This window comes from Mycolicibacterium chlorophenolicum, from assembly GCF_001044235.1.
GTDB lineage: Bacteria > Actinomycetota > Actinomycetes > Mycobacteriales > Mycobacteriaceae > Mycobacterium > Mycobacterium chlorophenolicum.
In genome coordinates, this window is the sequence record NZ_JYNL01000069.1 from 856,790 (window position 1) to 880,773 (window position 23,984).

The window sequence follows — 23,984 nt, forward strand, 5'->3', positions numbered from 1 at the left end:
AACGAAACCGATGCCGAACTTCCCTTTTGCCGGCCGCCCCTGTTGTGTTGCGCTTGAATGACGTGTACGTCGGGGGACGTTTACCGCTTCTGGAGGGTTTCTTTTGAGTTCCGCAGCGTACGTCGGCCGTGTCGGCGCCCTGGCCGTCGCGTTGGGTATCGGTTCGGTGGTGTTCGCAGGACATGCGGTGGCCGACGACACCGATACGTCCTCGGCGTCGAAGCCGGCGGCCTCGGCGAGCACGACCGGCTCCGAGCGCACCGACACCCCGGCCGCGGCCGGCAGCACACCGGCCAAGACCGACAAGACCGACAAGCCGGGTAAGCCGGGCAAGGCCGGCAAGCCGGACAAGGCCGACGCATCGGACGCCGACGCCGAGGATCCGGCGCCGACCACCAAACGCAAACAGGGCCTGTCGTGGAAGAAGCCGGCGCGGGCGACCGCCGGTGTGTCGTCGGAGACGACGACGAAGGGTGCCTCGGTGACCGAAGACGCGCCCTCCGCGGCCAAGGACGAGACCCGCCCCACGCGCCTTTCGCGGATCACCGCAACCCCGACAGACCCCGCCGAGCCGCCCCGGCAGTCGGCCACGCTGACGCTGCGCACCGATACCAAAGCCGACACCGAAACCGCCGCGCCGAGCACCGCGTCACGCACCGTCACCTCGTCGGCGGTGAGCACCGACCAGCAGGCCGGCCCCGTCGACCGGCCCCTGGTGAAGGCTGTCGTCAATGTCGTGCGCAGCATGGTCGACTGGGCCCACCAGCGCGCCGACTCCGGCGGCCAGGGCCAGTCCCCCGCGCCGCCGTTCCTGTGGGCGCTGATGTCGGTCGCCCGCCGTGAACTCGAGACGTTGTCGGCGGCCCGCACTCCGCGCGTGGAGACCGCCGCTCTGACGGCCACCGACCAGCAGGCAGCCGCCGCAGCGCTGACCCCGTACTCGCCGTGGCTCAATCCCCAGGTCAGTCCGTCGACGAACTTCGTCAGCTGGGTGACGGGCAACTACGTCTACGGGGACAAGACGCTGGCCAACACCCTCAACCGGTTCAGCGTCTACGGCACCGACGTCGGGACCATGTGGGACAACGGCATGGTCGACGACCCCACGACGCCGTACAACGAACACCAGGTCCTCATCGCGATGGGCGACACCTTCAGTGCCGCCAACATGACCGGCAGGCACATCTACAACACGCTGTTCCGCAGCTCGGACACCGATCTGTCCGACGGCATCACGATCCCCAACGGAGAGTGGTTCACCGGCAACATGTTCGGCGGCGCACCGCTGGACGGGCCGGTCAACGCGCGGCCGATCATCAACCGGCCGGGCTGGCTGCCGAACTCGGTGACGCTGATCCCGACCGCGGGTGTCTCGCTGCCCACCGAAGTGACCGAGCAGACACCCTTCGGCACAGTGCAGTACGTCAGCTTCATGTCGGTGTCGAAGTGGGGTTCCTCGGGCAAGTGGACCACGAACTACTCGGCGATCGCCTACTCCTACGACAACGGCGAGAACTTCACCGTCGACCCGAAGAGCGTGCGCTACAACTCGTTCCTGAGCAGCAACAAGAACTTCCAGCAGTCGGCGTTCGTCAAGGGCGATGACGGCTACGTCTACATGTACGGCACTCCGAACGGGCGCCAGGGAGCGGCGTATCTCGCCCGCGTCGCGCCGGAGAACATCCTCGACGCGTCGAAGTACGAGTACTACAAGGGCGCCAAGTCCAGCTTCTTCGGCACCACACCGGCCACGTGGGTGAAGGGCAATCCGTCGGCGGCGACGGCGATCATCGGAAAGTCCGGCGGGTTCCTGGGCTCCTTCAAGCCCGGCTACACCGTCAGCGAGATGTCGGTGCAGTACAACGACTATCTCGGCAAGTACGTGGTGCTCTACGGGGATCAGAACAACAGCATCGTCATGCGGACCTCCGACACCCCCGAGGGCGTGTGGTCCGATGCGGCGGTGCTGATGACGCAGCAACCGGGCGGCATCTACGCCCCGATGCTGCATCCCTGGTCGCCGTCGACGCTGGGCACGGGGTCGGATCTCTACTGGAACCTGTCGCTGTGGTCGAGCTACGACGTCATGCTGATGCACACCGACCTGAGCAAGGTGTAGCTCAGCGGCCGAACGAGATCGTCGACTCCGAGCAGCCTGTGACCGGTCGTTCCGGTGGGAACCCGGCAGGGTCGGCGTCGGCGATGACGGTCTGCCGGTAGTACGCACGGTGCCGGTCGGCCGAGCACTCGAAGTTGGCGTTGAGCACGGTGAAGGTGGTCGGGTCGGCCCCGTCGATGACCCGGCCCATCCAGTAAACCTGTTGCGTGTCAACCGCATACGGCCCGCTTATGGTCCGGAAGCTGCGCGCGTCGGCGCCGGGGATCTGCCGGTCGAAGGAGAAGACGGCGACGCCGTCGGTCGAGTAGGCGCCGTCGAGAATCCGGAAGTCCTGCGGTGATGCACCGTCGATGGCGGCGCCGTTGACGTACACCGTCCGGCCGTCCTTGGCGTAGAGGTAGTCGTCCCGGTCGGAGACGATCGTGAAGTGCCGGGGATCGTCGGACAACACCGATCCGTCCGACCGGTACACGCGGGTCCGGTCGCGCGCCAGGCCGCCGTCGAGCAACTCGAAGCCGTCCGGGTCGGTGCTGATGATCCGGTCGCGCAGGTAGACCCGGGCACTGTCGCGGGCCAGCCCCGGCCGGTCCAGGAGTTCGAACGTGCCGGCTTGGGCACCCGGGAGAGGATGACCGTCGAGGTACACGCGCTCGTGGTCGCGCGCATACGTGCGGTCGATCGGCTCGAACGTGGCCGGATCGGCGCTGACGATCCGAAAAGCCTTACCGGGAAACGGGTTCAGGAAGTACACGGCGCCGCCGCGAACGTGGTAGCCGGCATCGTCGAACATCGAACTCGGCGCGTCGTCGCGTGCGCAGCCCACCACCAGCGCGGCCAGCACCGCCACCGCGACGGCGACGATCGTGCGCATGTGACCATCGAAGCACGTCGGCTGCGGGCATACACTGCGCTCGTGCGTGACGTCCTCGACGAGTTGCTGGCGGTCTGGCAGACCGGCGGCACCGCAGGGCTGGCCACGGTGGTGCGCACAATGCGCTCGGCGCCGCGCCCGCCCGGAGCCGCGATGGTGGTCTCTCCCGACGGCAGCGTGGCCGGGTCGGTGTCGGGCGGCTGCGTCGAGTCCGCGGTGTACGAGGTCGCCACTGACGTCGTGGCGAGCGGGCGCCCCGACCTGCAGCGCTACGGGGTCAGCGACGACGACGCGTTCGCTGTCGGCCTGACGTGCGGCGGCACCATCGACATCTTCACCGAAGCCGTGTCGCAGCAGACGTTTCCGCACCTGCAGGACATCGCCGACGACATCGCCGCACACCGCGCGGTGGCCGTCGCCACGGTCATCGCCCATCCCGACCGCGCGTGGGTGGGGCGGCGCCTCGTCATCGGCGCGGACACGGTCCAGGGGTCGGTCGGCTCCGCGCGCGCCGACGACGCGATCGCCGACGACGCCAGGGGGTTCCTCGCGGCCGGGCGCACCGGCGTGCTGACCTACGGCCCCGACGGACAGCGGCAGGACGCCGGCATGGAGGTCTTCGTCGCCAGCCACGCTCCCCGACCGCGGATGCTGGTGTTCGGCGCCATCGACTTCGCCTCGGCGCTGGCCGCGCAGGCGGCTCTGCTCGGGCACCGGGTGACCGTGTGCGACGCCCGCCCGGTGTTCGCGACCGCGCCACGCTTTCCCGCCGCCGAGGACGTGGTGGTGGACTGGCCGCACCGGTACCTCGCCGGCGAGTCCGAGCGGGGGGCGATCGACGCCCGCACCGCGATCTGCGTGCTCACCCACGACGCGAAGTTCGACGTGCCGGTGCTCGAGGTCGCGCTGCGGTTGCCCGAGGTGGGCTACGTCGGGGTGATGGGGTCGCGGCGCACGCACGACGACCGGATGCGCCGCTTGCGGGAGGCCGGTCTGACCGACGCCGAACTGAGCCGCCTGTCCAGCCCGATCGGACTCGACCTCGGCGCCCGCACGCCGGAGGAGACCGCGGTGTCGATCGCCGCGGAGATCATCGCCCGCCGCTGGGGCGGCGGCGGTCGACCGCTGGCCGAGACCGACGGGCGGATCCACCACCCGTCGTGAGACACCAATGCTGGAAATGTCGCTCTCGATTGCGATAACGTCACTCTCAGAGCCTTCAGGAGGGTGATTTCCCGTGACCGACACCGCCGTCGACACCGTCAGCACGCGCTATGCCGGCAGACGCGTCCCGCGGGTGGAGGACGGCCGTCTTCTGACCGGTCACGGCGCTTTCGTCGACGACATCACCCGCCCGGGAATGCTGCACGCCTGCTTCGTGCGCAGCCCGTTCGCCCACGCCACGATCGACGACATCGACGCCTCGGCAGCGCTGGCCCTGCCCGGCGTGCACGCCGTGTTCACCGCCGCCGACCTCAACCCCGACGTCGTGGAGGCGTGGCACGCGGTCGCCGGCAAGGACATCCCGGACACCCCGCGCCCGCCGCTGGCCGAGGGCGAGGTGAAGTTCGTCGGCGATCCCGTCGCGCTGGTCGTCGCCGACAGCCGCTACGTCGCCGAGGACGCCGTCGACCTCGTCGAGGTCGACTACACCCCGCTGCCGGCCGTCGCCGATTTCCGCAACGCCGTCGGCGGCGACGTGATCGTGCACGCCGCCTACCCCGACAACGTCGCGGGCGGCCTGGCCGGCGCGCCGCCCGACGCGGATCTGTTCGCTTCCGCACCGCATGTCGTCGAGGAGCACATCTACCAGCAGATGTACGTGCCGGTGCCGATGGAGACCCGCGGCATGGTCGCCGAGTGGTCGTCGAGCACCGGCGAGCTCACCGTCTGGGCCTCGACGCAGACGCCGCACGAGTTGCGCGCGTTCGCCGCCCGACTGCTCGGCATCCCCGCCCAGGGGGTGCGCGTAATCATGCGTGACACCGGCGGCGCGTTCGGCCAGAAGGTGGTGCCGATGCGCGAGGACATGTGCATCCTGCTGGCCGCCCGCAAGGTGCCGGCCGCGCTGAAGTGGATCGAGGACCGGCGCGAGAACCTGATGTCGGCCGGGCAGTCCCGCCACGTCGACGGCACCGTGCGGATGGCGTTCGACGACGACGGCAAGATCCTGGCCGCCGACATCGACTTCGTCCAGGACGTCGGCGCCTACCCCACGCCCTACCCGGTGCTCACCACCGCCGCGATCGGCATGTTCTTCCCCGGTCCCTACCGGGTGCCCAAGGCCAGCTTCGCCTACAAGACGGTGTTCTCGAACACCCCCGGCCTGCACGCCTACCGCGGCCCGTGGCAGTACGAAACCCTGACGCGCGAAATGCTTCTCGACAGCGCGGCCCGCAAGATCGGCATCGACCCGGTCGAGCTGCGCCGCATCAACATCCTGCGCGGCGACGAGATGCCGTACGTCAACCCCAACGGCATGCCGTACGACAACTGCGCGCCCGCCGACACGTTCGAGCAGGCGGTGAAGATCCTCGACCACGAGGGGTTCCGCAAGGAGCAGGCCGACGCGCTGGCGCAAGGCCGCTACCTGGGGCTCGGTTTCTCGGCCTACATCGAACCCACCGGCGCCGCCACCGGTCACCTCGCGACCGAGGGCGCGACGGTGCGCATGGAGCCGACCGGCAAGGTCAACGTCTACGTCAACGGCGGCTCGGCAGGCAACAGCATCGAGACGACCGTGGTGCAGCTGACCGCGGATGCGTTGGGCGCCACCATCGACGACGTGTCCACCATCCAGGGCGACACCGCGGTCACCCCGTACGGCGCAGGCACCCAGGGCAGCCGCAGCGGACCCATGACGGCGGGCGCCGTCCACGAAGCCGGCGCGATCCTGCGCGGCCAGATCCTCGCGATCGCCGCGCAGATGCTCGGGGCGGCCGAGACCGACATCGAACTGGCCGACTCGCGGGCCATGCTGCGCGCCGACCCCGGCAGGGGCGTGACGTTCGCCGAGATCGCCTACCGCGCCTACTACGAGCCGGCGCAGCTCGGCGGTGTCCCGGCCACCCTGGAGGCCACCGCCCGGTTCACGTCCCAGGCGATGATCCACTGGGCCAACGCGACTCACGTGTGCACCTGCGAGGTCGACGTCGACACCGGGCAGGTCACGCTGACCCGCTACATCGTCAGCGAGGACGTCGGCCCGATGATCAACCCCAACGTGGTCGAGGGACAGGTGGCCGGAGGAACCGTGCAGGGCATCGGCGGTGCACTGCTGGAGAACCTGGCCTACGACGACGCGGGCAACCCCGTCGCGTCCACCTTCGTCGACTATCTGCTGCCGACCGCCACCGAGGTCCCGCCGATCGAGTTCGGTCACGTCGAGATCCCCGGCCCGGGTGTCGGCGGCTACAAGGGCGCCGGCGAGGGCGGGGCCATCGGCTCCCCGCCGGCGGTCATCAACGCGATCAACGATGCGCTGGCCCCGCTCGGCGTCACGGTGACCCACCTGCCCGCCACCCCCGCCACGATCGTCGACCTCATCGAACGCGCCGGCAGAGGAAAGGACCACGAACAGTGGAGCTGAACAACGACTTCCGGGTCGCCGTCCCCGCCGCTCAGGTGTGGGAGGTGTTCACCGACGTCGAGCGCGTCGCGCCGTGCCTGCCCGGCGCCACCCTGCTGTCGGTCGACGGTGACAGCTTCGACGGTGCGGTCAAGGTCAAGGTCGGTCCGATCACGGTGTCCTACAAGGGGGTTGCGTCCTATCAGGAGAAGGACGCGACGGCCGGACGCATCGTGCTGCGCGCCGAGGGCCGGGAGACCCGGGGCAACGGCACCGCCGCGGCCACCGTCACCGCCCACCTCAAGGACGAGGGCGAGTCGACCTACGTCGCCATCGCGACCGACCTGGCCATCTCGGGCAAGGCCGCCCAGTTCGGCCGCGGCGTGCTCGCCGACGTCTCGGGGAATCTGATCGCCCAGTTCGCCCGCGCCCTGGAGGCCGAGCTGGGCGGAACCAGACCGGCCGCAAACACATCCGCGGCGCCCGCGGACGACTCCGTCGACCTGCTGCGGGTGGTCGCCGCGCCGATCGCCAAACGCTACGCCCCGGTGCTCGTCGCAGCCGCCCTCTCGGGTGCGGCCGGCTTCCTGCTCGGCCACCGCAGGCGCAGAGGCCCGGCTGCGGTGCTGGCCGAGGATCTGCAGGCCGCCCTGGCCCGGCTGCTGTCGTGAAAGCGGCCCCGTTCGCCTACCACCGGCCCGACACGGTCCCCGGTGCGCTGTCGCTGCTCGCCGAGCTCGGCGACGACGCGAAGATCCTCGCCGGCGGGCAGAGCCTGGTGCCGATGCTCGCGATGCGACTCACCCACTTCGACAACCTGATCGACATCTCGCGCATCGGGGAACTGTGTGACATCGAGCGGCGCGGCGACACCGTGCGCATCGCCGCGGGCACACCACACGCCCTGGTCGGACTGGACGACGAAGTGGCCGAAGCGGTTCCGCTGCTGACGCTGTCCACGCCGCACATCGGTCACTTCCAGATCCGCACGCGGGGCACCCTCGGCGGCGCGATCGCACACGCCGATCCGGCCGCCGAGTACGCCGCTGTCGCGCTGACCCTCGACGCCGAGATCGAGGCCACCTCGGTGCGGGGCACCCGCCGGATCCCGGCCGCCGAGTTCTTCACCGGCCTCTGGGAGACCGCGCTGGCCGCCGACGAGATCCTCACCGCGGTCACCTTTCCGGTGTGGTCCGGCCGGGTCGGCTTCTCGGTGCACGAATTCGCCCGTCGCCACGGCGATTTCGCGATCGCCGGCGCCACCGTGGCCGTCGAACTCGACGATGACGACACCGTCGCCCGCTGCGGCATCGGGCTGCTCGGCATGGGCTCGACGCCGCAGCGCGGCACCCCGGCCGAGCGCGCGCTGATCGGCCGGCCCGTCACCGACGTCACCGCCGAGGAGGTGGGTCGGCTCGCGGTGTCGGTTCTCGAGGACATCCCTGCCGACCTGCAGGGCAGCGCGGACTATCGCAGGAAGGTCGGCGCCACGATGGCGGCGCGGGCCTGGCTCGAGGCGACCACGGAGGCCCGTCGTGCATGAGATCCCCGTCGAGGTGTCGGTCAACGGCCGGCGCCACCGCGCGTCCGTCGAGCCGCGGGTGACGCTGGCCGACTATCTGCGGGAGCGGTGCGGGCTGACCGGCACCCACCTGGGCTGCGAGCACGGCGCGTGCGGCGCCTGCACCGTGCTGCTCGACGGGCAGGCGGTGCGCTCCTGCCTGATCTTCGCCGTCCAGGTCGACGGGCAGGAGGTCACCACCGTCGAAGGCGTCGCCGACGCCGACGGCACGCTCTCGCCCGTGCAGGCTGCGCTGCGCGAGTGCCACGGGCTCCAATGTGGTTTTTGCACGCCGGGTTTCGTCACGAGCATCACCGCACTACTGCGCGACAACCCGCACCCCAGCGACGACGAGATCCGCGAGGGCCTGTCGGGCAACTTCTGCCGGTGCACCGGCTACCAGGGCATCGTGAACGCGGTCCGGCGCGCCGCGGAGGTGCTCGACGCGGCAGGCAGCTAGTCCGGCACCACCCCGCGCAGACCGTCGGCGCCGAAAACGGGTTCGAGCATCGCCGAGAAGTCGGGCCCGCGGCGCAGCATCATGCCGCCGTCGACGTTGATCAGCTGGCCGGTGATGTAGCTCGCGGCGTCGCTGAGCAGGAACACCGCCGCGTTGGCGACGTCCTCGGCCTCTCCCGGCCTGGGCAGCGGGGTGGCCGCCGCGTAGTCCCCGCTGACCTCCGGTGACATGAAGATCGCCGCCACCAGGTCGGTGCGGATCAGGCCCGGCCGCAGCGAGTTCACCCGCACCAGCGACGGCCCGAGCTCGTCGGCCGCCAGCTGCATCATGTGGTCGAGGCCGGCCTTGGAGACGCCGTAGGCGCCGAACCACCGGTGGGTGTTGCTCGCCGCGATCGAGGAGATGCCGACGAACGATCCGCCGCCGCCGCGGACCATCTCGCGGGACGCGTGCTTGAGCACGTAGAAGGTGCCGTTGATGTTCAGGTCGACCGAGCGCCGCCAGGCCTCGGAGTCCAGCTGGGCGATGGGCCCGATCGTCTCGCTGCCGCCGGCGCAGTGCACGACGCCGTCGAGCCGGCCCGTCCATGCCGCGGCGGCCGCCACGGTGCGCGCCACCTCGTCCTCGGTGGTGACGTCCCCGGGCTCGTACCGCACCGAGCCGCCGATCTCCTCGGCGGCGGCCGCGAGTTTGTCGGCGTTGCGTCCCATCAGCATCGCGTTGCCGCCGGCCTCCACCACGGCCGCGGCCACCGCTTTGCCGATCCCACTGCCCCCACCGGTGACCAGCACCGTCCGACCCGACAACGAGATCTGCACGCCCGACTCCTTCGACGACCTAACTAGAACAGGTTCCAGTTATACGTCACGGCTGGTCGCGGCGAGCGGGCTTTGGCGGTCCCAGTGTGCGCCAGTCCGGAACCTCCGGCGGCAGGCCGATCGGATACCGGTTCTCGTTGTGCGCCGCCCAGTGGGCGTGCCCGAGTTCGTGGATGTGGAAGGCGTGGCGCAGCGCCTCGGCGAAGCCCATCGCATCGCTGGCGGCATTCACCGAGTCCTTGACCAGCAGCGCGGCCATGGTGGGGCGCTCGGCGATGCGCCGCGCGAACTCCACGGTCTTGTCTTCGAGCTCGGCGCGGGGAAACACCTTCGACACCATGCCCAGCCGGTGTGCCTCGTCGGCGTCGATCGAATCGCCGGTGAGCAGCAGTTCCTTGGCCTTGCGGGCCCCGAACTCCCACGGATGTGCGTAGTACTCGACGCCGGGCATGCCCATCCGGACCGCGACGACGTCGCTGAACCTGGCGTCGTCGGCGGCCACGATCAGGTCGCATGCCCAGATCAGCATCAGCGCGGCGGAGATCGCATTGCCCTGCACCGAGGCGATGGTGATCTTGCGGAGATCACGCCAGCGGCAGGTGTTCTCGTAGAAGTAGTGCCACTCCTGCAGATAGGTCCGTTCGGCGACCGCCGGCCGGGTCGCGCCGTTGATCCGGAACGTCGGATGCTGGCCGGGGCCGGGTGCCCTCTCGGCCAGCGCAGCCTCGGACCCCAGGTCGTGGCCGGCCGAGAAGTTCTTCCCGCGAGCGGCCAGGATGACCACCCGCACCTCGTCGTCGGCCTCGGCGCGGCCGAACGCCTCGTCGAGCTCCACCAGCAGCGTGCGGGACTGCGCGTTGTGCGCGTCGGGGCGATTCAGCCAGATCCGGGCGATCCGCCCGTCGTCGAGGGTTTCGTACGTCACCTGCTCGGCGTTGACCACATCGAGCACAGTAACGGCCCTGCGCCGGCCGTTGGCTAGAGTTGTGGCATGCCTGCCAAATCTGATCCCGCCGAGCTCGGCGACGTCGAGCCGATCGCCGACAGCACCGAACGCCAGGCGCGCCGCGTCGTCGCCGCCTACGCCACCGACGCCGACGAGTGCCGCGTCTTCCTGTCGATGCTCGGCATCGGACCGGCGAAGCTCGACGCCTGATGACCGACCCGAGCGGCCCCGAGGACCGCTCGGGCGCGGCGCAGTCCGCTCCACCGTCGGCGAAGGCCGACTTCGTGGTCGTCGCCAACCGGCTGCCGATCGACATGGTGTTCCTGCCCGACGGCACCACCGAGTTCAAGCGCAGCCCGGGCGGGTTGGTGACCGCACTCGAGCCGCTGCTGCGTAAGCGCAGCGGCGCCTGGGTCGGCTGGCCGGGCGTGCCGCAGGACGCCGACGACCCGGACAGCTTCGACGATCCGATCGAGCAGGACGGCATGACGCTCGTGCCGGTGCGGCTGTCCGCCGACGACGTCGCCGAGTACTACGAGGGTTTCTCCAACGCCACGCTGTGGCCTCTCTACCACGACGTCATCGTCAAGCCGATTTATCACCGGGAGTGGTGGGACCGCTACGTCGAGGTCAACCGCCGCTTCGCCGAGGCGACCGCGCGGACCGCCGCCGAAGGCGCCACCGTGTGGGTGCAGGACTACCAGCTGCAGCTCGTGCCCAAGATGCTGCGCATGCTGCGACCCGATCTGACCATCGGCTTCTTCCTGCACATCCCGTTCCCGCCGGTCGAACTGTTCATGCAGATGCCGTGGCGCACCGAGATCACCGAGGGTCTGCTGGGCGCCGATCTGGTCGGGTTCCACCTGCCCGGCGGCGCGCAGAACTTCCTGATCCTGGCCCGCCGCCTGGTCGGCGCGAACACCTCACGCGGCAGCGTGGGCGTGCGATCCCGCTTCGGTGAGGTCAACGTCGGGTTCCGCACCGTCAAGGTGGGCGCGTTCCCGATCTCGATCGACGCCGGCGATCTCGACCAGCAGGCCCGCACCCGCAAGATCCGCCAGCGGGCCCGCGAGATCCGCGCCGAGCTGGGCAACCCGCGCAAGATCCTGCTCGGTGTCGACCGGCTGGACTACACCAAGGGCATCGACGTGCGGCTGCGCGCGTTCTCCGAGCTGCTCGACGAGCACCGGGTCGACCCGAACGACACGGTGCTGGTCCAGCTGGCCACCCCCAGCCGCGAGCGGGTGGAGAGCTACATCGCGATGCGTGAGGACATCGAGCGCCAGGTCGGGCACATCAACGGTGAGTACGGGGAGGTGGGCCACCCCGTCCTGCACTATCTGCACCGCCCCGTCCCCCGCGAGGATCTGATCGCGTTCTACGTCGCCGCCGACGTCATGCTGGTGACCCCGCTGCGGGACGGGATGAACCTGGTGGCCAAGGAGTACGTCGCGTGCCGCAGCGATCTCGGCGGCGCCCTGGTGCTGAGCGAATTCACCGGCGCCGCAGCCGAATTGCGCCAGGCCTACCTGACCAACCCGCATCACCTGGAGGGCGTCAAGGACGCGATCGAGGCGGCGCTCACGCAGGCCCCCGAAGAGGGCAGGCGGCGGATGCGGGCGTTGCGCCGGCAGGTGCTCGCCCACGACGTGGACCGCTGGGCGCGGTCATTCCTGGACGCGCTGGCCGGGACGTCCGACTAGATCGGTGTGATGTAGTTGATCAGCCATTTGCCGTCGACCTTCTGGTAGTCGACGCGCAGCCGGCTCCCGTCGTAGACGGGCTGACGCGACTTGTCGGTGACGGTGCGGTTCATGTAGACCATCACTGACGCCGAATTACGTTGCGCCTCCAGGACTCCCACGCCCACGACGTTCGCCTGGCTGACGAGCTGGCGGTCGCGCGCCTGCGGGATGATGTCCTTCGTCGCGCGGTCCTCGAATTCCCTGCGGTAGGTCGGTGTCAGCAGCGGATAGATCTCGTTGAGGCTGCGCTCGACGGTCTGGTAGTCGTACCCGAAGACCTTCGGAATCTGTTGCTGGGCAAGGGGGGCCAGCTCTGCGCGGGCGGTCTGCTCGCCCCGCAACTCGACGCCGCTCCAGTACAGCCGCCCGCCGACGGCGCCCAGGGCGACCAGCCCGAGAGCCAGCAGCACGCCCAGCGCCGCGACGAACTTGGCGACCCGATCACCCATCAGTTGCCGCCGTCGGGGTACTTGAGGTCATAGCCGGTCATGTGTCCGTTGTCGTCCTCGTGCACGATCACCCGCATCCGGTAGGGCTGCGAGGGCTTGTTGGTGCCGTCGATGTCGGTGACGGTCACCCGCGCCGACACCAGCACCGCCGCGTTGCCGCTGACGTTGTCGACCTTCTCCAGTGCGGCGCCGTTGATGACGGCCTCCGAGCTGGCGTTGGTGTCCCGGAAGATGGCCTTGAGGTTGTCGACGTTGTTGTCCTGGCTGAGCATGTCGCGCAGCGGGCCGCTGGTGCTGTTGACGAAGCGGTTCACGCTGTCGTCGATGTCGTCCTGGTTGTAGCTGAACATGTTGATCACCAGCTGTGACGCGGTGTCGACGAAGCGCTGGTCCCGGGCCAGCTGAGCCTTCTCGGTGCGCTGGGTGGCGAGCATCCAGGCCACTCCCCCGGCCACCGCGCCGGCGAGCACGACCAGCGTGAGCAGTGACACCAGGGCCACCAGTCCGCGGTGGGCGGGACGTCGCGGTGGCGGCGCCGCCGACATCGACGGACGCACCTTCGCGGTGGGGGCGTCGACGACGACCGCGGTGACGCTCTCGGGTTCGGTGGCACTGGCCGGCCCGGCGGCACGCGAGGCGCGGCGCCGGGCAGGCCTGGACACGGCTTCTCCCACTACTTCTTCAACCACAAACGGACTGCCTATACCTGCTTCGGGGACAACATCAGGTCGACCCAGTTCTCTGCGGGCGCCAGTTTGTCAGCTCCGGGGGCGAAGATGCCAGTCCCGCCCGCGGGGTCGACGAACTTCCCGTTGCGGTCGTAGCTCGCCATCGCCGGTGCGGCGGCCTGCGGCACCGCCTCGGCGGGCAGCAGCGGGCCGGACGGCGTCGGCACCGCGGGTGCCGGGGCCGGCGCAGGCGGCGCGGGTGCAGCCGGTGCGGGTGCGGCCGGCGCGGGCGCCGGCGGACCGGGTGGGGTCCGGCCGTACGGCGGCACCACCTGGTCGGGCGGCGCGAAGTACGGCCACGGGGCCGGCAGCGGGCCCGGCTCGTTGGGCGGCACCGGCAGCGGGAACGGGGCGTGCGGGGCCGGTCCCGGACCGGGGACGGCACCCGGCGGCAGCTGGACGACGGGCGGCCCGGGATCCGGATCGACCTGCGGCGGGATGAACGGGAACTTGTTGGGCGGCAGGATGTTGCGCCCGTCCTCGATCGGCGTCCCGAGCGGCACCGGCGGTCCCCGCCAGGGATTGGTGCCCACCGGAACGTAACCCTTGGGGTCGCGGCACAGCTGGATCGTCGGTGCGCGCTTGCCGGGGAACTCCTGGCACGGGTAGTTACGCGCGCCGCGCACGACGGCCGGATCGTTCTGCGGCGTCTTGCAGTACAGATCGGTGGGCAGTTCGCGCAGCGTCGTGTCGGCCGGTGAGCGGATCTGCGTCGGCGGGATGAACCCGACCGAACAGCTCGGCGGATCGTTCAGGTGGATCTTGAAGTCCAGCTTGCCGCCCTCGTCGGCCGGCACGCCGCCGGCCACGGTGTTCAGTGCCGCGAGCAGGGCCGGGAAGATCACCAGCGCCTGTTCGATCGACTTGTTGTAGATGACGCCGATCCGGCCCAGGTTCGCGAGGTTGGCGGCGAGCATCGGGAAGTTCGGCCGGATGCCCTCGAAGGTGTCGCTCGCGACGCCGGCGGCCCCGGGTGCGGTCTGCAGCAGCGTGCGCAACTGCGGATCGGCGTTGGCCACCTCGCCGGTGAACCGTGCCAGGCCGTCGGCCAGCGAGCGGATGCTGTCCCCGCTGGCGATCTGCGAATCGAGGAACGGCCCCGCCTGGTCGATCAGCTGGGTGGTCTGCCCGTAGTTGGCATTGGCCTCATCGACCAGGAGCCGGGCGGACTGGATCAGGCGCGCGAGTTCGGGCCCGGATCCGTTGAAGGCCTTGAACGTCTCGCGCAGCAGATCCTTGATGCGGCTGTTGCCCACGCTGCTGACCAACGCGTCTGCCTGGTTGAGCAGGCCGGCGATGTCCTGGCCGATCGCCGTGCGGTCCACCGGGATGTCGGAGCCGTTGCGCAGCGTCGCCGTCGCAGCCTTCGCGGGCGGGACCAGATCGACGTACTGCTCGCCCACCGCGGACACGCTCTTGACCGTCGCGGTCACGTTGTCCGGCACCGGCGTTCCGCTGTCGAGCCGCATGTGCGCGACGACCCCGGTGTCGCTGAGACCGACCGACTCGACCTGGCCCACGGTCACTCCGCGGTAGGTCACGTTGGCGTTCTGGTACAGACCGCCGGCGGCGGTGAAGTTCGCGGTCACCTGGTAGGAGTTCAGCCCGATCGCCTCGGGCACGCGCAGGTAGAAGATCGAGATCGCCCCGACGGTCAGCACCGTGACGACCGCGAAGATCGAGAGTTGAATCCTGGAGAGCCGGTCCAGCATCTACGGTGCCCCCTCGTGCTGGGTCGCCGTGCCCGGCGGGATCTTGAAGGGATCGGCCGCCTGGCCGGACAGGTTCGCCATCGCCCCGGTCAGGAAGTCGGGCGGGTTGATGATCTCCCCCATCCGCTTCATGTTCGGGTCCAGCCCGAGCGAGGTGGTGAACACCGACTCCCCGAGGCGGCGCAGCGTGAGGTCGAACGTGACGAACACGTTGAGGTAGTCGCCGCGGACCGCCTTGCGCAGGTACTGGTAGTGGAACGGGAACGTCGGGAGGAACTCGAGGTCCTTGATGAAGTCGTCGGCGTTGTCGTTGAGCGCCTTGATCACCGGGAAGAAGTCCTTGAGATCCTCGGCGAGGTCGACCTTCGTCTCGGACAGGATCTTCGAGCCGACGACGGCGAGCCTCCGCAGCGCGGTGAAGGTGTCCACGATGGTGGCGCTGTTGCGGTCGAGCACCTCGAGGGCGGCGGGCAACGTGTCCAGGGTGCGGCCCAGGCTGTCCTTGCTGCGCGCGAGGATGCCTGCGAACCGGTCCAGCCCTTCGGCGGCGGCGATGATGTCGTTGGTCTGGCGGTCCAGCGACGACGTCAGTTCCGCCAGGCGCGGGATCAGATCGGTGAAGGTGCCCTGCCGGTCGACGACGGCGTTGTAGAACTCCTCGGTGATGTCCTGCAGCGCACCGAGATTGCCCTTGTTGACGACGACGCCCAGCGACGACAGCACTTCCTCGGTCGTCGGATAGCGGCCGGTGCGGTCCAGCGGGATCTTGTCGCCCTGGGCCAGCCGGCCCACGGCCTTGCCCTCCGGCGCGGCGAGCTCGACGTGCTGGGAGCCCAGCAGCGAGGTCTGGGCCACCTTGGCCACGGCGTTGGCCGGCAGAGTGACGTCCTTGTCGAGCGACAGTTTGACCGCCGCGTAGAACGAGCCGTCGGCGCGCTGCACGGCGTCGATGCCCGAGACGCTGCCGACCGTCACGTCGTTGACCATGACCGGTGAGTTCTGCGGCAGCGTCGCGACATCGGGCAGTTCGACGGTGATGGAGAACGCGCCCTCACCGTGACCGGCGGTGCCCGGCATGTTCAGCGAGTTCAGCCCGCCGAACTCGCAGCCCGAGACCAGCACCGTCAACATGCCGAGAGCCACGGCCGGTTTGACGACGTTGCGCATCAGCCACCCCCTCCGGCCGGTGCCGGTGCGGGCCCGGGTGCGGGGCCCGGCGCCGGTGCGGCCGCGGGACCGCCGTTGTGCGACGAACTCTGCGGCGCGGCAGCACTACTCGGCGCCGTCGGCAGGAACAGCGAGGTGAGGTCGGCGCCCGGCGCCAGCTGCGGCGGCGTGGTGCCGGGTGCGTTCTGCCACTGCAGGTACGGCACCGGGGTCTGGGCCTTGGCCTCCGTCGCCGGGGTGTCGTAGATGATCTGACCCTTGTACGCGGTGATGCTGTTGATCGGATGGAACAGCAGCGGCGGGAAGTTCATCGCGATCCGCTTGAACACCGGGCCCATCCGCTGACGGCAGATCTCCGCGCGCTTGTAGTTGTCCGGGTTGGCGCCGATGTCGAAGGTGCCACCGCAGATGAACTGCACCGGATTGGCGAAGTTGGGCAGCGTCAGCAGGCGCCGACGGTGCCCTGGGCGGGGTTGTAGATGTTGTAGAAGTTCGCCAGGCCGTTCGGGGTGATGTGCAGGATCTGCTCGATGTCGTCGCTGTGCTCGGTGAGCAGATTGGTGAAATCGGTCAGCTTGGCGACCTGGTCGATCAGCGCCTTGTTGTTCTCGCCCAGCAGTCCCTTGACGTCGGAGAGCGCCTGGTTCAGCGTGCCCAGCGTGTTGTCCAGATCGGTGGAGCTGTCGGCGAGCACCTGGGACACCGACGCCACGTGGTTGGTGAACTGGACGATCTGCTGGTTGCTGTTCGACAGCGCGTTCACCAGCACCTGCAGATTGCGGACCGTGCCGAACAGATCGGTGCGGGAGTCGCCGAGCCGCCCCGCGGTCTGGGACAGTTCGCGGATCGCCTGCCGGAACGAATCGCCGTTGCCGTCGAGGGTGTCGGCAGCCTGGTCCACGAACGCCTTGAGCGGTCCCTGCACCGAGTTCTGCTGCGGGCCCAGCTGCGAACTGAGCTGGGTCAGCTGCTCTTTGACCTCGTCCCACTCGACCGGCACGGCGGTGCGGTCCAGGCCGATCTCGGCGCCGTCGGCCATCACCGGGCCACCGGTGTAGGCGGGCGCGAGCTGAATGAAGCGCGCCGCCACCAGGTTCGGCGAGATGATCAGTGCCTGCGCGTTCGCCGGCAGCTTGATCCCGTCGTCGATGGACATGGTGATCTTGACGTCGTCGGCGCGGGGCTCGATCGAGTCGATGCGGCCCACCGGCACGCCGATCACGCGCACTTCGTCACCCGAGTACAGGCCGACCGCGGAGGAGAAGTAGGCGACGACCTTGTGCCCGGTGCGCGACGGCCACAGCAGATACACGCCGGACACCAGCACCGCGACGAGGACCACCGCCAGTGCGATGCGCAGCACGCGGCCTTTTCCGGAGTTCGACTTCTGGTCGGTCATGGCGACTTCGGCCTGATGATGAGCCGCTCGGAGATGAATCCGCGCAGGTAGTCGGCCAGGCTGTCGGGCAGTTTGCCCGGCTGGAAGTAGGTGTCGAGCAGCACCTCGGACAGCGTTGCGGGCGGCAGGCCGTAGAGGTTGATCTGGAATCCGGGGCCCGATCCGACCACCTCGCCGAGGGCGGTGGCGTACGGCGGCAGCCGCTTGAGCGCCTCGCCGATGTGGTCACGACGCTCCAACAGGTTGTCCATCACCAGGTTCAGCTTCTCCAGGGCCGGGCCGAATTCGCGCTTGTTGTCGGCGACGAAGCCCGACAGTTGCGCCGAGACGTCGTCGATGCCCGCGATCAGGTTGCTCAGCGCCTGACGGCGCTGGTCCAGGGCGGCGAACAGCATGTTGCCGTCGATGATGAGCTGATTGACCTGACCCGACCGCTGGGCCAGCGTGTCGGAGACCCGCTTCGCATGGGTCAGCAGCTGTTCGAGGGCCTCGTCGCGCTTGTTGAGGCTGCGCGACAGGCTGGTGACGCCGTCGAGAGCGCTGCGCAACTGCGGTTTGGCGTCACGCAGTGAATCGGTGAGCGTCTGCAGCGCCTGCTCGAAGCGTGGCTTGTCCAACTCGCTGGCGTTCTGTCCGAGGTCCTGCAGCGCGGTGTTGAGCGTGTACGGAGTGGTGGTGCGGCCCAACGGGATCGACGTCACCGACCCGGCGCCCTTCGGGGTGACCGCCAGCGACTTCTCGCCGAGCACGGTGTCGGTCTTGATCGCCACCAGCGACTGGTCGCCGACGCGGATCTTGCGGTCCACGGTGAACGCCACCTTCGCGGTGTCCCCCGCCAGCTCGACGCTCTTGACCTTGCCGACGTTGATGCCCGAGACGTTGACGTCGTTGCCCGGCGAGATGCCGCCGGCATCGGTGAAGAACGCCTCATAGGGCTTGCCCTGCGGCATGAACGGCAGGTTGCTGTAGCCGAACGAGACCAGCACCAGGCAGGCCACCAGCACGATGCCGAAGATGCCTGTGCGGAGCGGGTTTCCGCCCTCGGGGCTAGCCATTGTCGGAACACCTCCCCTTGGACGGGTCCGACGGTCCGCCGAACGGGATCAGGATGTCGCTACCCGCCGGGCCGTTGATCTTCATCCGGATGGAGCAGTAGTAGATGTTGAAGAACGATCCGTACGCGCCGAGAGCGTTGAGCCGCAGGTAGTTCTCTGCGAGCGGCTCGATCACCTTGTTGACGTCGCCCTTGCGTTCGTCGAGGCGCTGCGCCAGCGGGCGGACGTTCTCGAGCACGCCCTGCAGTGGCCGCCGGCTGTTCTGCAGCGTCTCGGTCAGGTCGTTGGTGGCCGAGGCGAGCGGGCTGATGGCACCGGCGATGGGGTCACGCCCCTCGGCCAGACCGGTCAGCAGTTTCTGCAGGCGGTCGACGGTGGCGTCGAACTGAGCGCCCTTCTCGTCGACGGTGCCCAGCACGGTGTTGAGGTCGTTGATCACGTCGCCGATCAGCTGGTCACGCGCCGACAGGTTCTGCGTGAAAGCGGCGGTGCTGGAGAGCATCTCAGACAGCGCGCCGCCCTGGCCCTGCAACAGCTCGATGATCGCGTTGCTGACCTCGTTGATCTTGTTCCCGTCGAGACCCTTGAACACCGGACGCAGGCCGCCGAGGAGCGCGTCGAGATCCAGCGCCGGCGCGGTGTTGGTCAGCGTGCCGCCGGGCGGCACCTTCACCAGATCGCCTGGCCCGGACACGATCTCCAGGTAGCGGTCGCCGACCAGGTTCTCGTAGCGGACCACCGCCCGGGTCGACGTGTAGAGCTGATAGCGCTCGCTGAGGTTGAACGCCACGTCGACGGTGTTGTCGTCGTTGAGCGTGACGTCTTTGACGCTGCCCACCGGCACCCCGGCGATCCGGACGTCCTGACCCGCCTTCAGTCGCGACGCGTCGGTGAACGTCGCGTGGTAGTTCTTGTCCGATCCGAAGCGGAACTCCCCGAACACCACCACCAGCATCGCGCCCACCAGCAGCATGACCACGGTGAACACCCCGACGTTGACCAGGATGCGGTTCTCCCTGTTGAGCCTGCTCATCAGAAATCGTCCCTTTCGGCGTATGCGCCGTTGAACAGGAACTGCAGGGTCGACGGTGCGTCGAACTGCAGCTCGGTGTTCGGCTGGAACGGCACGTAGGCGTTGTCGGTGACGAGGAACGGGGTGCGATACCAGCTGCCGCCGTACTGCTTGCTCGGAACGTTCGGCAGGCCACGGCAATTCGGGCCGCCGGAGGCGTTGACGATGGGCAGGCTCTCCGGATAGGTGTACGCCGGCGCGCCGGGGAGGAAGTTCGACGAGACGAACAGGCCGGGCCGGATGCCGCCGATGATCGGCGCGAACCGGTCGATGGCGTTCGAGGTGCCCTGGAGCACGCAGCCGATCTCCGGTGAGTATTCGCCGGCCACCCGTAGCGGCGCCCGCAACCGCTGGATCGCGGCGATGAAGTCGTTCGCACCGGGCTCCAGCGTGTCCGCCGCGTTGTTGCCCAGGCCGGTGGCGGCCAGCAGCGTCGCGTTGAGGTTGTCCTGTTCCTCGACCACGGTCCGGCTGATCGCCGGCGCGTTGTCGAACACCTTCACCAGGTCGGGTGCGGCGTCGCCGTAGATGTTGGTGACGATGGCGGTCTTGCGGAAGTCGTCCTGCAGCGTCGGCAGCTTCGGGTTCAGTTGCTGGAGATAGTAATTCAGTCCCGACAGGCCGGCGCCCAGGTCGTCGCCGTGGCCGCGCAGGCCCTCGGCCAGCGCGGAGAGCGTGGCGTTCAGGTTCACCGGGTCGATCTTGCCGAGCACGTCGCTGAGGGTCTGGAACAGCGTGTTGACCTCGAGTTGGACGTCCTGGGCGCGCACCTCGGTCCCCGGTCGCAGCGACGTCTTGTCGGGATCCGACGGGGTCAGGAACTCCACGGACTTGGCGCCGAAGATCGTGTTGCCCGCGATGCGGACCGTGGCGTTGGACGGGATGTAGCGAAGGTCGCCGCGGTTGATGGCCAGCGTCAGTTTGGCGTCGTCCCCGGCGTATTCGATCGACTCGACCTGGCCGACCTGCAGGCCGCGGTACTTGACCTTGGCCTTGGTCTCCATCACCAGGCCCGCGCGCGGCGACAGGATCGTCACCTTGTCGGTGGGCGTGAACGCCGCGGTATAGGACAGGTAGGTGAACACCGCCGCGGCAAGCACCAGCGCAGCGAGGATCGCCGCAGCGATCCTCACGTGGCTGCGCTTGGCGTCACCGTTGGCCATCGATGTCCTGTCTTATCCGGAGAGGTTGAAGTTGCCCGAGGCGCCGTAGACGGCCAGGGAGATGAACAGCACGATCGTCACGACGACGATCAGCGAGGTGCGCACGGCCTGACCCACGGCGATGCCCACGCCGACCGGGCCGCCGGAGGCGTTGTAGCCGTAATAGGTGTGCACGAGCATCACCGCGATCGACATGACGATGGCCTGCAGGAACGACCACAGCAGATCGCTGGGCACCAGGAACGTGTTGAAGTAGTGGTCGTAGAGGCCCGCGGACTGGCCGTTGATGTAGACGGTGGTGAACCGGGCGGCGAAGAACGCCGCGAGCACCGACAGCGCGTAGAGCGGGACGATCGCGATCAGCCCGGCGATCAGCCGGGTGGAGACGAGATACGAGACCGAGTGCACGGCCATCGATTCGACGGCGTCGATCTCCTCGGCGACCCGCATGGCGCCCAGTTGGGCGGTGGCGCCGGCGCCGATCGTCGCCGCGAGCGCGATGCCGGCGATCACCGGGGCGACGATGCGCACGTTGAGGAAGGCCGAGAGGAACCCGGTGAGGGCCTCGATGCCGATGTTGCCCAGCGACGAGTAGCCCTGCACGGCGATGACGCCGCCGGAGGCCAGCGTCATGAACGCCGCGACACCGACCGTCCCGCCGATCATCACGAGCGCGCCGGTGCCCATCGTCATCTCGGCGATCAGCCGCACGGTCTCGCGCCGGTAGCGGGTGACCGCGTTGGGGATGTAGCGCACCGATTCGCCGTAGAACAGCGCCTGCTCACCCACGGTGTCCACCATGCGCGGCACCCCGCGGAAAGCGCGCCGCAGCCGCAGCGTGACGTCGTAACTCACCGTGCCAGCACCCGCACCCCGACAGCCGTCATGATCACGTTGATCACGAACAGGCAGATGAACGCGTAGACCACGGTCTCGTTGACCGCGTTGCCGACCCCTTTGGGGCCGCCTTTGACCGTGAGCCCGCGGTAGCAGCCCACCAGCCCGGCGACCACACCGAACAGCAGCGCCTTGATCTCGGCGAGGACCAACTCCCCCAGACCGGTCAGCACGGTCAGCCCGTTGATGAAGGCGCCCGGATTGACCCCCTGCAGGAAGACCGAGAAGACGTAGCCGCCGGACAGGCCGATCAGGCAGACCAGACCGTTGAGCAGCAGCGCCACGAACGTCGACGCCAGCACGCGAGGCACGACCAAACGCTGGATGGGGTCGATGCCCAGCACCCGCATCGCGTCGATCTCCTCGCGGATGGTGCGCGCACCGAGGTCGGCACAGATGGCCGTGGCCCCCGCCCCGGCGACCACCAGCACCGTCACCACCGGGCCGAGCTGGGTGATGGTGCCGAACGCCGTGCCGGCCCCCGACAGGTCGGCCGCGCCGATCTCGCGCAGCAGGATGTTGAGCGTGAACGCCACCAGCACCGTGAACGGGATCGCCACCAGCAGTGTCGGCACCAGCGACACGCGGGCGATCATCCAGGTCTGGTCGAGGAACTCACGAAACTGGAACGGGCGGCGGAAGGTCTTGACGAAGGTGTCCAAGGACATCTCGACGAACCCGCCCACGGCCCGCGCGGGCGCCGCAAGCTGTTCGATCAACCTCTGCTCCGATCTCGGTCCAGGGCACCGACGACGTGCGCGTTGGCGAACTCATGTAACGAAGCCGTCCGCGACGGAATCCCACCCTTGTGCTCAACGATGCTCTTCGTGAGCCGGATCATACTAACTAGAACACGTTCGCCGTGTCAAAGTCCGGCAAATAGGCCCAAGTTGTTATGTCTGCCCAGCTCAGAGCCAGTGTGATCCACGTCATTCTAGAACACGTTCTAGTCGGTGTACAGCCCTGACAACCAAGACTGTCAGTCTCTGTCCCCGAGCCCCATCGCCGCCGAGAAACTCTTCTCCGGATCGCGATCAGCAAAGTAATTCTGCAAGGTCGCTGAAAGCGCTGACGGATCCCATTCGTCGCCGTCTGCACTGAACTGTTTCTCTGCCGTCGGCGCCGCGAGAAGCGTCACCGTCGGACCATAGACGATGAACAGCTGTCCGTTGACGGCTTCGGCCGCAGGCGAGGCCAGGAATCGGACCAGGTTGACCACGTGCTCGGGCGACAGCGGGTCCACCGCGCCGTCGTCGAGTTCGGGCGCGTCGCCGAACACGCCCGCGGTCATGGCGGTGCGGGCGCGCGGGGCGATCGCGTTGGCGCGCACGCCGAAGCGGCCGAGCGCGCGGGCCGCCGACAGCGTCAACGCCGTGATCCCGGCCTTGGCCGCACCGTAGTTGGGCTGCCCGATCGGGCCGGACAGACCCGCCTCCGACGACGTGTTGATGATCCGCCCGTACACCTGGCCATCGCCGGCCTTGGCCTTGGACCGCCAATAGGTGGCCGCGTTGCGGGTCAGCAGGAAATGGCCGCGCAGATGCACGGCGATGACCGCATCCCACTCCTCGTCGGTCATGTTGAACAGGATGCGATCCCGGGTGATGCCGGCGTTGTTGACGACGATGCCCAGGCCGCCGAGTCCCTCGGCGGTCTCGACGAGCTCGTCGGCGGTCGAGCGCTCACTGATGTCGCCGGCAACGGCGACGCCCTTCGAGCCCGCACCGGCGATCTCGTCGAGAACGTCGGAGCGGTCGAGTGCCGGGGCGATGTCATTGACGACGACGGTGGCGCCGGCCCGGGCGAGTCCGATGGCTTCGGCACGGCCCAGGCCGGCGGCGGCGCCGGTGACGACCGCGACGCGGCCGGACAGATCGATGTCGGTCAACTTATGAATACCTCTAGTCGTGTCGGATCAGGGCGGCGCGCGGGCACTCGGCGACGGCCTGCTCGGCCACCGCCTCCTCGTCGGCGGGAACGGGGTCGGCCTTCACCACCGCGTAGTCCTCGTCGTCGAGCTCGAACAGGTCGGGGGCTATTCCGACGCAGACGGCGTTGCCTTCACAACGGTCACGATCCACTTCCACTCGCATGACAACCTCCTGACGGTCCTTCGCTGACGGGCGCTGCGCGGAGCACCCAGTGTGGCACCACCCTGGACCCCAAGACTAGAACGTGTTACAACCGGGGAAGACCTGAGGTGTTCACATGGGCATCCGGGATGGCACCGGGATACAGGCTCGCAGACTAGTGA

General features: G+C 68.8%; 22 protein-coding genes and 1 pseudogene. 8 read left to right on the forward strand and 15 right to left on the reverse strand.

Annotated elements, in window-relative coordinates; all coding sequences use genetic code 11:
• The first annotated feature begins 103 nt into the window (after positions 1-103).
• A complete protein-coding gene (locus MCHLDSM_RS33950; protein ID WP_048474030.1) occupies positions 104-2,119 on the forward strand; it encodes a glycoside hydrolase family 183 protein in 2,016 nt (671 codons plus the stop codon).
• A gap of 1 nt (position 2,120) precedes the next feature.
• On the opposite strand, the gene MCHLDSM_RS33955 is transcribed toward MCHLDSM_RS33950, so the two are convergent.
• Positions 2,121-2,990, reverse strand: coding sequence for a DKNYY domain-containing protein (locus MCHLDSM_RS33955; protein WP_048474031.1), 870 nt, complete (start codon positions 2,988-2,990; stop codon positions 2,121-2,123).
• A 42-nt stretch (positions 2,991-3,032) separates the two neighbouring features.
• Between MCHLDSM_RS33955 and MCHLDSM_RS33960 the strand changes: the two genes are divergently transcribed.
• The 5 genes from MCHLDSM_RS33960 to MCHLDSM_RS33980 all read left to right on the forward strand — a co-directional run bounded on the left by MCHLDSM_RS33960 (position 3,033) and on the right by MCHLDSM_RS33980 (position 8,579).
• A complete protein-coding gene (locus MCHLDSM_RS33960) occupies positions 3,033-4,154 on the forward strand; it encodes an XdhC family protein (RefSeq protein WP_048474217.1) in 1,122 nt (373 codons plus the stop codon).
• Between the two features lie 73 nt (positions 4,155-4,227).
• Complete coding sequence (locus MCHLDSM_RS33965) at positions 4,228-6,579, forward strand: xanthine dehydrogenase family protein molybdopterin-binding subunit (protein ID WP_048474032.1); 2,352 nt, start codon at positions 4,228-4,230, stop codon at positions 6,577-6,579.
• Positions 6,570-7,229 carry an SRPBCC family protein gene (locus MCHLDSM_RS33970; RefSeq protein ID WP_048474033.1) on the forward strand — a complete coding sequence of 220 codons (660 nt, stop codon included), beginning with the start codon at positions 6,570-6,572 and terminating at the stop codon, positions 7,227-7,229. The genes MCHLDSM_RS33965 and MCHLDSM_RS33970 overlap by 10 nt, the downstream gene beginning before the upstream one ends.
• Positions 7,226-8,101, forward strand: a complete 876-nt coding sequence (locus tag MCHLDSM_RS33975) for an FAD binding domain-containing protein (protein ID WP_048474034.1) — start codon at positions 7,226-7,228, stop codon at positions 8,099-8,101. The genes MCHLDSM_RS33970 and MCHLDSM_RS33975 overlap by 4 nt, the downstream gene beginning before the upstream one ends.
• Complete coding sequence (locus MCHLDSM_RS33980) at positions 8,094-8,579, forward strand: (2Fe-2S)-binding protein (RefSeq protein WP_048417130.1); 486 nt, start codon at positions 8,094-8,096, stop codon at positions 8,577-8,579. Before MCHLDSM_RS33975 ends, MCHLDSM_RS33980 begins: the two co-directional genes overlap by 8 nt.
• Here MCHLDSM_RS33980 and MCHLDSM_RS33985 read toward each other — a convergent pair.
• Together MCHLDSM_RS33985 and MCHLDSM_RS33990 are read right to left on the reverse strand one after the other, a co-directional pair.
• A complete protein-coding gene (locus MCHLDSM_RS33985; RefSeq protein WP_048474035.1) occupies positions 8,576-9,397 on the reverse strand; it encodes an SDR family oxidoreductase in 822 nt (273 codons plus the stop codon). The genes MCHLDSM_RS33980 and MCHLDSM_RS33985 overlap by 4 nt on opposite strands.
• A 46-nt stretch (positions 9,398-9,443) precedes the next feature.
• Positions 9,444-10,340, reverse strand: coding sequence for an enoyl-CoA hydratase (locus MCHLDSM_RS33990; RefSeq protein ID WP_048474218.1), 897 nt, complete (start codon positions 10,338-10,340; stop codon positions 9,444-9,446).
• Positions 10,341-10,388: 48 nt separating this feature from the next.
• On the opposite strand from MCHLDSM_RS33990, the gene MCHLDSM_RS38700 reads away from it, so the two are divergent.
• The gene (locus MCHLDSM_RS38700) at positions 10,389-10,553 is read left to right on the forward strand and encodes a hypothetical protein (protein WP_162260429.1); all 165 of its coding nucleotides are present in this window, start codon (positions 10,389-10,391) and stop codon (positions 10,551-10,553) included.
• Positions 10,553-12,046: an alpha,alpha-trehalose-phosphate synthase (UDP-forming) gene (locus MCHLDSM_RS33995; protein WP_048474036.1), complete on the forward strand. Its 1,494-nt coding sequence runs from the start codon at positions 10,553-10,555 to the stop codon at positions 12,044-12,046. The genes MCHLDSM_RS38700 and MCHLDSM_RS33995 overlap by 1 nt, the downstream gene beginning before the upstream one ends.
• On the opposite strand, the gene MCHLDSM_RS34000 is transcribed toward MCHLDSM_RS33995, so the two are convergent.
• The 12 genes and pseudogenes from MCHLDSM_RS34000 to MCHLDSM_RS34055 all read right to left on the reverse strand — a co-directional run bounded on the left by MCHLDSM_RS34000 (position 12,043) and on the right by MCHLDSM_RS34055 (position 23,823).
• On the reverse strand, positions 12,043-12,537 hold the full coding sequence (locus MCHLDSM_RS34000; protein WP_048474037.1) for a mammalian cell entry protein: 495 nt from the start codon (positions 12,535-12,537) through the stop codon (positions 12,043-12,045). The genes MCHLDSM_RS33995 and MCHLDSM_RS34000 overlap by 4 nt on opposite strands.
• Positions 12,537-13,211, reverse strand: a complete 675-nt coding sequence (locus MCHLDSM_RS34005) for an Rv1363c family protein (RefSeq protein ID WP_048474038.1) — start codon at positions 13,209-13,211, stop codon at positions 12,537-12,539. The genes MCHLDSM_RS34000 and MCHLDSM_RS34005 overlap by 1 nt, the downstream gene beginning before the upstream one ends.
• Before the next feature lie 26 nt (positions 13,212-13,237).
• The gene (locus MCHLDSM_RS34010) at positions 13,238-14,977 is read right to left on the reverse strand and encodes an MCE family protein (protein WP_048474039.1); all 1,740 of its coding nucleotides are present in this window, start codon (positions 14,975-14,977) and stop codon (positions 13,238-13,240) included.
• On the reverse strand, positions 14,978-16,144 hold the full coding sequence (locus tag MCHLDSM_RS34015) for an MCE family protein (RefSeq protein ID WP_048418477.1): 1,167 nt from the start codon (positions 16,142-16,144) through the stop codon (positions 14,978-14,980).
• A pseudogene (locus tag MCHLDSM_RS34020) lies at positions 16,144-17,543 on the reverse strand (MCE family protein). Before MCHLDSM_RS34020 ends, MCHLDSM_RS34015 begins: the two are co-directional and overlap by 1 nt.
• Positions 17,540-18,598, reverse strand: a complete 1,059-nt coding sequence (locus tag MCHLDSM_RS34025; protein ID WP_048474040.1) for a virulence factor Mce family protein — start codon at positions 18,596-18,598, stop codon at positions 17,540-17,542. The pseudogene MCHLDSM_RS34020 and the gene MCHLDSM_RS34025 overlap by 4 nt, the downstream one beginning before the upstream one ends.
• Positions 18,591-19,631: an MCE family protein gene (locus MCHLDSM_RS34030; protein WP_048474041.1), complete on the reverse strand. Its 1,041-nt coding sequence runs from the start codon at positions 19,629-19,631 to the stop codon at positions 18,591-18,593. The genes MCHLDSM_RS34025 and MCHLDSM_RS34030 overlap by 8 nt, the downstream gene beginning before the upstream one ends.
• Positions 19,631-20,833, reverse strand: a complete 1,203-nt coding sequence (locus MCHLDSM_RS34035) for an MCE family protein (protein ID WP_048474042.1) — start codon at positions 20,831-20,833, stop codon at positions 19,631-19,633. The genes MCHLDSM_RS34030 and MCHLDSM_RS34035 overlap by 1 nt, the downstream gene beginning before the upstream one ends.
• 12 nt (positions 20,834-20,845) lie before the next feature.
• Entirely contained in the window at positions 20,846-21,688 is an 843-nt protein-coding gene (locus MCHLDSM_RS34040) for an MlaE family ABC transporter permease (RefSeq protein WP_048474043.1), read from the reverse strand.
• Positions 21,685-22,449 (reverse strand): MlaE family ABC transporter permease, encoded by a 765-nt coding sequence (locus MCHLDSM_RS34045; protein ID WP_048474044.1) that lies wholly within the window; start codon positions 22,447-22,449, stop codon positions 21,685-21,687. Before MCHLDSM_RS34045 ends, MCHLDSM_RS34040 begins: the two co-directional genes overlap by 4 nt.
• 260 nt (positions 22,450-22,709) lie before the next feature.
• The gene (locus MCHLDSM_RS34050; protein WP_174545724.1) at positions 22,710-23,618 is read right to left on the reverse strand and encodes a 3-oxoacyl-ACP reductase; all 909 of its coding nucleotides are present in this window, start codon (positions 23,616-23,618) and stop codon (positions 22,710-22,712) included.
• A gap of 13 nt (positions 23,619-23,631) precedes the next feature.
• A complete protein-coding gene (locus MCHLDSM_RS34055; RefSeq protein ID WP_048418485.1) occupies positions 23,632-23,823 on the reverse strand; it encodes a ferredoxin in 192 nt (63 codons plus the stop codon).
• Between the last annotated feature and the right edge of the window lie 161 nt (positions 23,824-23,984).

Bases quoted from the DNA above. Each gene is read 5' to 3' on its own strand.
- MCHLDSM_RS34015 (WP_048418477.1), bottom strand. From the start codon at position 16,144: ATGCGCAACGTCGTCAAACCGGCCGTGGCTCTCGGCATGTTGACGGTG.
- MCHLDSM_RS34035 (WP_048474042.1), bottom strand. From the start codon at position 20,833: ATGGCCAACGGTGACGCCAAGCGCAGCCACGTGAGGATCGCTGCGGCG.
- MCHLDSM_RS34030 (WP_048474041.1), bottom strand. From the start codon at position 19,631: ATGAGCAGGCTCAACAGGGAGAACCGCATCCTGGTCAACGTCGGGGTG.
- MCHLDSM_RS34025 (WP_048474040.1), bottom strand. From the start codon at position 18,598: ATGGCTAGCCCCGAGGGCGGAAACCCGCTCCGCACAGGCATCTTCGGC.
- MCHLDSM_RS33995 (WP_048474036.1), top strand. From the start codon at position 10,553: ATGACCGACCCGAGCGGCCCCGAGGACCGCTCGGGCGCGGCGCAGTCC.
- MCHLDSM_RS38700 (WP_162260429.1), top strand. From the start codon at position 10,389: ATGCCTGCCAAATCTGATCCCGCCGAGCTCGGCGACGTCGAGCCGATC.
- MCHLDSM_RS34010 (WP_048474039.1), bottom strand. From the start codon at position 14,977: ATGCTGGACCGGCTCTCCAGGATTCAACTCTCGATCTTCGCGGTCGTC.
- MCHLDSM_RS33955 (WP_048474031.1), bottom strand. From the start codon at position 2,990: ATGCGCACGATCGTCGCCGTCGCGGTGGCGGTGCTGGCCGCGCTGGTG.
- MCHLDSM_RS34055 (WP_048418485.1), bottom strand. From the start codon at position 23,823: ATGCGAGTGGAAGTGGATCGTGACCGTTGTGAAGGCAACGCCGTCTGC.
- MCHLDSM_RS34000 (WP_048474037.1), bottom strand. From the start codon at position 12,537: ATGGGTGATCGGGTCGCCAAGTTCGTCGCGGCGCTGGGCGTGCTGCTG.